This window comes from Mycolicibacterium xanthum (genome assembly GCF_019710635.1).
In the GTDB taxonomy this organism is placed as follows: Bacteria; Actinomycetota; Actinomycetes; order Mycobacteriales; family Mycobacteriaceae; genus Mycobacterium; species Mycobacterium xanthum.
Window position 1 is genome coordinate 24,505 of sequence record NZ_JAIFZS010000067.1, and the last position, 8,651, is coordinate 33,155.

Consider the following 8,651-nt stretch of genomic DNA (forward strand, 5'->3'; position numbering starts at 1 on the left):
GCGGGCGGTCACTTCGCCCGGTTGGTCACCTTCTCGGCGGCCGCCCAGTGTTCGTCGGAGACCCACAGGCCGGCGAACGCCGCGACGGCCTCGGTGGTGGGCACGCCGCGCATCACCCGTTTGACCTGGCCCGCCGGCCGGCCGGCCAGGGCCCGGGCGATGGTCCGCCACTGCTCGCCGAAGCTCGCCCGGGGCAGGACCTGATCGATCAGCCCGATCCGTTCGGCCTCCGCGGCATCGACGATGCGGCCCGTGCCCGCCAGCAGCAGGGCCTTGCTGTAGCCGACCAGGTCAACCAGTCGCTCGGCGCCGCCCCACGCCGGCATGATCTCCAGCGCCACCTGGTTGAACCCGATCTTGATGTCGTCGGCGGCCAGCCGGATGTCGGCGGCCACCGCGAATTCGGCACCACCACCGAGCGCGTGGCCGTTGAGCGCCGCGACCACCGGGGTGGGGAAGCCGGCGATGCGGTCGCAGATCGAGCGCATCCGGAAGGACATCGCCGAGGCTTGTTCGACGGTGCGCAGCGCGCTGAGCTCTTTGAGGTCACCACCCGAGACGAAGGCGCGATCGCCCGCTCCGGTCAGCGCCAGAGCGGCCGCCCCCTGGGCGCCGTCGAGCGCCTTGTCGAGCTGCTCCATGGTCTCCAGGGAGATCGCGTTGCGGGCATGCGGCCGGTCGATGGTGATGACGGCCAGGCCGTCGTCGAACTCGAGGTCGACCATGATGCATTCTCCATCTGCGGTATTGGCATTCTCGTAGGCGGAGAATAGCATCGCGAATGGCATCTCCACGCGGAGGGAAAGGGCGGCACACCACAACATGCGGAAGATTCCTGCCGAGCTGATCGAGCGGTACCGGCGCGAGGGCTGGTGGACCGATGAGACGCTCGGCGACCTGCTCGCCCGGGGCCTGTGGGACAACCCGCAGGCCGGCTTCTACGTGCACTCGGCGGTGCGGCCCTACACCGGCACGTTCGGCGAGGTCGATCGCGACGCCCGGCGGCTGGCCGCGGGGTTGCGCGAGCGCGGTGTCGGGGCGGGCGACGTGGTGGCGTTCCAGCTGCCCAACTGGCGTGAGGCCGCGGTCACTTTCTGGGCCTCGGCTTTCCTGGGTGCGGTGATCGTGCCGATCGTGCACTTCTACGGCCGCAAGGAACTGGCCCACATCATCGCGACGGCCAAGCCGAAGGTGTTCATCACCGCGGGGGAGTTCGGCCGGATGCGCTACCAGCCCGACCTGTGTGCGGACGTCCCGATCGTCGGGGTGGTGGACGGCGGGGAACACGCCGACGGGCACGCCCTGCCCTTCGACGATCTGCTCGCCGACGAGCCGATGACCGGCACCGTCGCGGCCGATCCCGCAGCGCCCGCCCTGATCGCGTTCACCTCCGGGACCACCCGGAATCCGAAAGGGGTGATCCACAGCCATCAGACCCTCAGCTTCGAGACCCGCCAGCTGCTGGAGAACTACCCGCCCGACCGCGGACGGCAGCTCACCGCCACACCGGTCGGCCACTTCATCGGCATGCTCGGCGCGTTTCTGATCCCGGTTCTGGAGGGCGCGCCGATCGACCTGGCGGATGTCTGGGATCCCGCCAAGGTGCTCGCGCTGATCGAGCGCGACGGGCTGTGCGTCGGCGGCGGCCCGCCGTACTTCGTGACCAGCCTGCTCGACCACCCCGACTGCAGGCCCGAGCACCTCCGGCACTTCAAGACGGTCGGGCTGGGCGGGTCCACGGTGCCGGCGGCGGTGGCGCAGCGGCTGACCGACCTGGGCATGTTCGTATTCCGTTCATACGGCAGCACCGAGCACCCGTCCATCACCGGCTCGCGTCCCGATGCTCCCGAGGCCAAGCGCCTGTTCACCGACGGTAACGTCCGCCCGGGAGTCGAGATCCGGCTGGGGCCCGACGGCGAGATCTTCAGCCGCGGCCCGGACCTGTGCCTGGGCTACACCGACGACGAGCTCACCGAGGGCGCGTTCGACGACGAGGGCTGGTACCGCACCGGCGATGTCGGGGTGCTCGACGACGACGGCTACCTGACCATCACCGACCGCAAGGCCGACGTGATCATCCGGGGCGGCGAGAACATCAGCGCGCTCGAGGTCGAGGAGATCCTGCTGGCGATACCCGCGGTCATCGAGGCGGTGGTGGTCGCGGCGCCCGATCCGCGACTGGGGGAGCACGCAGCCGCGGTGCTGCGGATCCGCGAAGGCGATGTCATGCCCACGCTCGACGAGGTGCGCGCGCACTTCCGGGGCGCCGGGGTGGCGCCCCAGAAGTGGCCCGAGGAGCTGCATCGGGTCGACGAGTACCCGCGCACCGCCAGCGGCAAGGTCAAGAAATTCGCCGTGCGGGAGCAACTGCTGGGCGCCCGGCAGGAACACGTGCCCACCTGAGCCGACCTGGTTATTGCGGCCGGTGGCCGATGAGAATACGATTCTCCCGAGAAGAAAAGGAGTTTTCCATGGGGCAACTTTCCCACCGGGTGGATATCCCGTTTCCGCTCTTCGACGCGGACAACCATCTGTACGAGCCGCCGGAGGCGCTGACCAAGTACCTGCCCAAGGAGTACAAGGACGTCGTCCAGTACGTCGAGGTCGACGGCCGCACCAAGATCGCGATCAAGGGCCAGATCAGCAACTACATTCCCAACCCCACCTTCTCCGTGGTCGCCAGGCCGGGCGCGTGGGAGGAGTACTTCAAGTTCGGCAACCCCGAGGGCAAGAGCAGGCGTGAGCTGTTCGGGGAGCCCATGCGGGCCATCCCGGCGTTCTTCGAGCCCGAACCCCGGATCAAGGTGATGGACGAACTGGGCGTCGACCGCAGCCTGATGTTCCCGACCCTGGCCAGCCTCATCGAGGAGCGGCTGTCGGACGATCCGGTCGCCATCCACGTGCTGATCCACTCGCTGAACCAGTGGCTCGACGAGGTGTGGGGCTTCAACTACCAGAACCGGATCTTCACCACGCCGGTGATCACGCTGCCGATCGTGGAGAAGGCGATCGAGGAACTGGAGTGGGCGGTCAAGCGCGGTGCGCGCGCCATCCTGATTCGCCCGGCGCCGGTGCCCGGATTCCGTGGCCCGCGGTCGTTCGCGCTGCCCGAGTTCGACCCGTTCTGGGAGCGGGTCGTGCACCACGACGTGTTCGTCGGCATGCACTCCTCGGACAGCGGCTACTCCCGCTACACCTCGGAGTGGGACGGTGCGGCCCAGGAGATGCTGCCGTTCCAGACCAACGCGATGTCCATCCTCAACGAGTGGCGCCCGATCCAGGATGCGGTCGCGTCGTGGGTGATCCACGGTGCGCTGTTCCGTTTCCCGAAGCTCAAGGTGGGCATCGTGGAGGCCGGGTCCAAGTGGATGTTCCCGCTGCTGGACTCCATGGCCGAGGTCTGGAAGAAGGCGCCCGAAGCATTCCCGGGCAACCCGATCGAGGAGATCAAGAACCGCATCTATGTCAGCCCGTTCTACGAGGAGGGCATCGACGACCTGATCAACCTGATCGGCGTGGACCAGGTGCTCTACGGCTCCGACTGGCCGCACCCCGAGGGTCTGGCCGAACCGACGCACTACATCACGGCGCTCGAGCACCTGTCGGTCGAGGATCAGGCCAAGATCATGGGCGGCAACCTGGGTCGTCTCGTCACGGTGTGACGTACGTAGCACGCGCTGCGACGATCAAGGGCGCCCCGCGCCCGTTGAGGAGTAGCGCACGAGGACCGCGCTGCGACGATCAAGGGCGCCCCGCGCCCGTTGAGGAGTAGCGCACGAGGACCGCGCTGCGACGATCAAGGGCGCCCCGCGCCCGTTGAGGAGTAGCGCACGATGACACGGTGGCGGACCCTCCCCGAGTTGGTCGCCAGCGCAGCGGACCGGTTCGGCGATGCAGAGGCGGTCGTCGACGGTCCGCTGCGCTTGTCGTTCACCGAGCTGGCAGAACGAATAAGTTGTGCCGCCGGGGCGTTTGCCGACCTCGGCATCGCCAAGGGGGATCGGGCCGCGGTCTGGGCACCCAACAGCGCCGAGTGGATCATCGCCGCCTTCGGCCTGATCACCGCCGGCGGCGTGCTGGTCCCGGTGAACACCCGCTTCAAGAACGAGGAAGCGGCCGACATCATCGGCCGCAGTGGGGCCAAGGCGGTGCTGGTCCAGCAGGGTTTCCTTGGCGCCGAGTACACGGCGCCGAACGACGTTCCGGTCATCGACGTGAAGTCGGGCTTCCTGTCCTCGGGCCGGCCTTTCAGCCGCCCGGTGGCGGGAACCGACATCTCCGACATCATCTTCACCTCGGGTACCACCGGGCGGCCCAAGGGCGTGATGATGAACCACAGCCAGAACCTGCGGCTGTACGAGGAGTGGTGCGACCTGGCGGATCTGCGCCGCGGCGACCGCTACCTGATGGTGAATCCCTACTTTCACACCTTCGGCTACAAGGCAGGGCTGATCGCGTCGTTCATCCGGGGCGCCACCATGCTGCCGGTGCCGGTGTTCGATGTCGACAAGGTGGTGGAACTCATCTCCGCGGAACGGGTCACGATGCTGCCCGGGCCGCCAACGATCTACTACTCACTGCTCGCCGTCGAGGACAAGGCCAAGCTGGCCACCCTGCGGGCCGGCGTGACCGGTGCCGCCGACATCCCCGTCGAGTTGGTGCGGCGGGTACACGAGGAGTTGCCGTTCAAGACACTGGCGACCGGGTACGGGCTGACCGAGGCCGGCACGGTGACGCTGTCGCGTCCCGGTGACTCGTTCGAGGACGTCGCCACCACCGCCGGTGTGGCGTGCGACGGCGTCGAGGTCCGGATTGCCGACGACGGCGAGGTGCTGGTCCGTGGATACAGCGTGATGCAGGGCTACCTCGATGACCCGGTTGCCACCGCGGAGGCCATCGACCCCGACGGTTGGCTGCACACCGGCGATCTGGGCACCCTCGACGATGCGGGCCGGCTGCGGATCGTCGGTCGCAAGAAGGACATGTTCATCGTTGGCGGCTTCAACGCGTACCCCGCCGAGATCGAGGGCTTCCTGCTGGAGCACCCCGCCGTGGCTCAGGCCGCGGTGATCGGGGTGCCCGACGAGCGCATGGGCCAGGTGGGCAAGGCCTTCATCGTCACCAAGGCGGGAGACTGTGGCGGGTTGAGCGCATCAGAACTGATTGCATGGAGTCGTGACCGAATGGCCGGTTTCAAGGTGCCCCGGTATGTAGAGTTCCTCGACGAGTTGCCGTTGAACGCCACCGGCAAGGTGATGAAGGACAAGTTGCAGGACGATCGACGCTGAGCATCCGCACAGCATGTAAACAACATTTCCGCAGACAGCATGCCTTTGCCGGGTGGTCTGAGCGACGGGTATCGTCGCAGCCGTATTCAAAATGAAGAACGACGTTCTCATGTCCAGCCGCGTACTGGGGACAAGCAGACAAGGAGGTCGGCTGTGCCGTCTTTCAGACGCCGCTCGTCGGTGATCGACGACGACCAAGTCGACGAATCGCCCCGCGATACCGACCGCGCCGCCGAGGCTGACCGGGCCCGCGCCCTGGCCGAGGAGGCCGAAGCGGAGGCCGCCGAGGCCGAGGCCACCGCCGCGGCTGCGCGTGCCCGGGCCCGGGCCATCCGGCTGCGCCGGGAGGCCGACAACGCCGCGGAGCCGGCGGCCGACGAGACCAGCCCCACGCCTGCGGACGAGGTCGCCGCCGAACCCGGCGTGCAGACCGAGGCGGAGCCCGCCACGGAGGACGAGGACGTCCAGGATGCGGATCGGGCCGCCGCGGACACCGTGGATTCCCCCGGGGCCGCCGCGGACACCGTGGATTCCCCCGGGGATGCCGAGGCGACCGATGATCTCCAGCCGGCGCGCTCGCGCCGGCTGCGTCGCCCGGGCTGGCGCTCGGCCGTCGCGGCCGCGTGTGTGCTCGGCATCGTGGCGCTGCTCTCGCTCAGCGGCTATCTGTTCTACAGCCATCGCCAGGCGCAGCACCTGCATCAGCAGAACGCGGAATATGCGGCTGCGGCAAAGCAGGCCGTGGTGACGCTGATGTCGCTGGATTTCAACAACGCCGAAGCCGACGTCGCCCGCATCATCGACAACTCCACCGGCCCGTTCCGGGACGACTTCCAGGGCGCCGCGAAGGACTTCGTCAAGATCGCCCAGGAATCCAAGGTGGTCACCGATGTGACGGTCAACGCCGCCGCAGTGCAGTCGATGACCGATGACTCGGCCGAGGTGCTGGTGGCGGCCACGTCGAAGGTGTCGAACACGTCCGGCGCCGAGCAACAGCCGCGAACCTGGCGGCTTGCCGTGAGCCTGCAGCGGGAGGGCGATCAGATCAAGATGTCGAAGCTGGAGTTCGTGCCATGACCGCCGAGAACGACGCCGCTGCCGAAAACGACGGCGCCCCCGAGGGCGACCTGGCCGAACTGCCCGGAGAGGGCGATGCGTCGCCCGGTGACACCGAGACGGCCGAAACCGCCGAGGCGACCGAGTCCGCCGAGGCGACCGAGACCGCCGAGGCGGCTGACGCGGACGGGGCCACCGCCGAGGCGACCGAGACCGCCGGGCCGTCGGCTCCAACCGCCGGGCGCCGCACAGCGGCCAATGTCGCGGTGATCGCGCTGGTGGTCGCGCTCCTGGCATCCGCCGGATTGGCCGGTTGGCTGTTCTTCGGCCCGCACCGCACCGATCAGGCGATCGACGCCGCCGCGGCCGACGTCGCGCTGGAGGCCGCCAAGACCGGCACGGCCGCGTTACTCTCCTATTCACCGGAGAGCCTGGACGAGGACTTCGCGACCGCAAAATCACATCTGACCGGCGACTTCCTGGACTACTACACGGATTTCACCGAGAAGGTGGTGAAACCGGCCGCCCAGGAGAAGGCGGTCAACACCAGCGCCAAGATCGTGCTCGGCGCGGTGTCGCAGCTGCAACCCGACAGCGCCGAGGTGCTGCTCTTCGTCAATCAGATCACCATGAGCAAGGAGAACCCCGACGGGGCGTTCGCCGCCAGCAGCGTGAAGGTTGGCCTGCAGAAGATCGACGGCAACTGGCTCATCTCCTCTTTCGACCCGGTCTAGCGGGATAGCCTCGGCGCCGTGACCGTGACGGCGATCCTTCCCGTCCCAGCCCGCTTCGCCGCACGCCCCGATGCGGTGCTTGCGCCGCTGGCCGGGCGCTCGGCGCTGGTGCGCTGCGTGCAGACGCTGGCGCGCGGCGGTGACGTCGTGGTTGCGGTCGCCGCGCCGCTGGCCGACGCGGTGGGCGAGATCCTCGCCGGTCCCGACGTCCGCTCGGCGCGGATGGTGGTGGCCGACGAGCCCGGCGAGCGGGCCGATTGCGTGGCGGCGGCTTTACGGGACCTCGACGGTGCGCGGTCGGTGCTGCTGCACGACATCGAGTGGCCGGTGGTCGCTGCTCACACCGTGGCGGCGGTGGCCGACGCGCTGCGGGGCGGGGCAATCGCGGTCATGCCCGTCGTCGCGGTCACCGACAGCGTCAAGTCGGTGGATGCCCGCGGGGTTCTGACGGGCACGCTGGACCGCTCCACGCTGCGCACCGTGCAGTATCCCCGGGGGTTCGCCGCGGACAACCTCGCCGCGCTGCTGGCCGCGCGGTACAGCGGCGACGGCGACGAACTCGAGGCGGTGCTGTCGGCGGGCCCGCCGCTGACGGTCGTCGACGGTGACGCGGACGCGGTGCACGTCGAACTGCCGCGGGACGCGGCCTACCTCAGCGCGCTGCTGCAGGGTCGCGGTCGCTGAGCAGGCGCTCCGCGACGTCGAGATCGCGCGCGTAGGTGACCTTGAGATTCGTGGCACAACCGGGGAACGTCTGCACCTCGATGTCGGTGTAGTGGGCGACGCACGACGACGTGTCGGTGCCCTCGAAGCCGTCGTGTTCGGCGCACCGATAGGCCTGCAGGAGTTCGCGGGCGCGGAAGGCCTGGGGGGTCTGCACCCGGACCAGTCGCCCCATCGGCGCGACAGAGCGCAGCCCCGGCCCGTCTACCGTGGCGAGCTGTCCGATCGGTAACGCCGGCAGCGCCCCGCCGTGACTGCGGGCCAGCGAGATCGCCGTGGTGAACATGTCCGGCCTGGCCAGTGGCCGCGCTGCGTCGTGGATCCCGACCACGTCGACCGCGCCGGCTTCGATGTCGGGCGCCAGGTGGCGCAGCACGTTGAGCTCCGATCCGTGCCGGGTGTCGCCGCCCTCGACCAGTTCCACGGCGGTGTCCTTGAGTTCGCGTTCGACGGTGGCGGACGCGACGTCGCGCTCGCCGCGGCGGTACACCAGCACCGTGCGGGCCACCTCCGGCAGGGCCGCCGGAGTGGCCAGCGACCAGGCGAGCATGCTACGGCCGGCCAGCGGCAGGTACGCCTTGTTCCCGTCGGCGCCGACACGGGTGCCCAGGCCGGCGGCCAGCACCACGATGACGGCGGTCCCCATGCAGGCAGGGTAGCGGGCCCCGGAGCGAGAGCCGGGCCTAGGTGGCTGGTGTCGAACGGGTCTCGTGGGGTAGGTGGTAACCGCTCTTGCGGTTGAGCTTGCTGTGACGGCTGGTGTGGGCCTGGGACGGTTCAATGGGTTGATGGGCCTGCTCGCCGGACCGAATTATCAGGATCGTTGCAGAATGCACTGTGCAGCAGGTGT

The 8,651-nt window shown here is 68.9% G+C and carries 8 protein-coding genes; 6 read left to right on the forward strand and 2 right to left on the reverse strand.

All coding sequences use genetic code 11. The features are described 5' to 3' along the window. Positions 1-8: 8 nt before the first annotated feature. Positions 9-725, reverse strand: a complete 717-nt coding sequence (locus JDV09_RS23260; RefSeq protein ID WP_221371502.1) for an enoyl-CoA hydratase/isomerase family protein — start codon at positions 723-725, stop codon at positions 9-11. Between the two features lie 97 nt (positions 726-822). Here JDV09_RS23260 and JDV09_RS23265 point away from each other — a divergent pair, with 97 nt between their 5' ends. The 6 genes from JDV09_RS23265 to JDV09_RS23290 all read left to right on the forward strand — a co-directional run bounded on the left by JDV09_RS23265 (position 823) and on the right by JDV09_RS23290 (position 7,762). Further along, the gene (locus JDV09_RS23265) at positions 823-2,403 is read left to right on the forward strand and encodes an AMP-binding protein (RefSeq protein WP_221371503.1); all 1,581 of its coding nucleotides are present in this window, start codon (positions 823-825) and stop codon (positions 2,401-2,403) included. Between the two features lie 68 nt (positions 2,404-2,471). Then, positions 2,472-3,662: an amidohydrolase family protein gene (locus tag JDV09_RS23270; protein ID WP_221371504.1), complete on the forward strand. Its 1,191-nt coding sequence runs from the start codon at positions 2,472-2,474 to the stop codon at positions 3,660-3,662. Between the two features lie 171 nt (positions 3,663-3,833). Further along, complete coding sequence (locus tag JDV09_RS23275; RefSeq protein WP_221371505.1) at positions 3,834-5,288, forward strand: FadD3 family acyl-CoA ligase; 1,455 nt, start codon at positions 3,834-3,836, stop codon at positions 5,286-5,288. Between the two features lie 153 nt (positions 5,289-5,441). Then, a complete protein-coding gene (locus JDV09_RS23280) occupies positions 5,442-6,365 on the forward strand; it encodes an Rv1363c family protein (RefSeq protein WP_221371506.1) in 924 nt (307 codons plus the stop codon). Then, positions 6,362-7,078, forward strand: a complete 717-nt coding sequence (locus JDV09_RS23285; RefSeq protein WP_255605897.1) for an Rv1363c family protein — start codon at positions 6,362-6,364, stop codon at positions 7,076-7,078. Before JDV09_RS23280 ends, JDV09_RS23285 begins: the two co-directional genes overlap by 4 nt. Positions 7,079-7,096: 18 nt before the next feature. After that, positions 7,097-7,762, forward strand: coding sequence for a 2-C-methyl-D-erythritol 4-phosphate cytidylyltransferase (locus tag JDV09_RS23290; protein WP_221371507.1), 666 nt, complete (start codon positions 7,097-7,099; stop codon positions 7,760-7,762). Here JDV09_RS23290 and JDV09_RS23295 read toward each other — a convergent pair. Continuing rightward, on the reverse strand, positions 7,731-8,447 hold the full coding sequence (locus JDV09_RS23295) for an IspD/TarI family cytidylyltransferase (RefSeq protein WP_221371508.1): 717 nt from the start codon (positions 8,445-8,447) through the stop codon (positions 7,731-7,733). The genes JDV09_RS23290 and JDV09_RS23295 overlap by 32 nt on opposite strands. Positions 8,448-8,651: the final 204 nt, after the last annotated feature.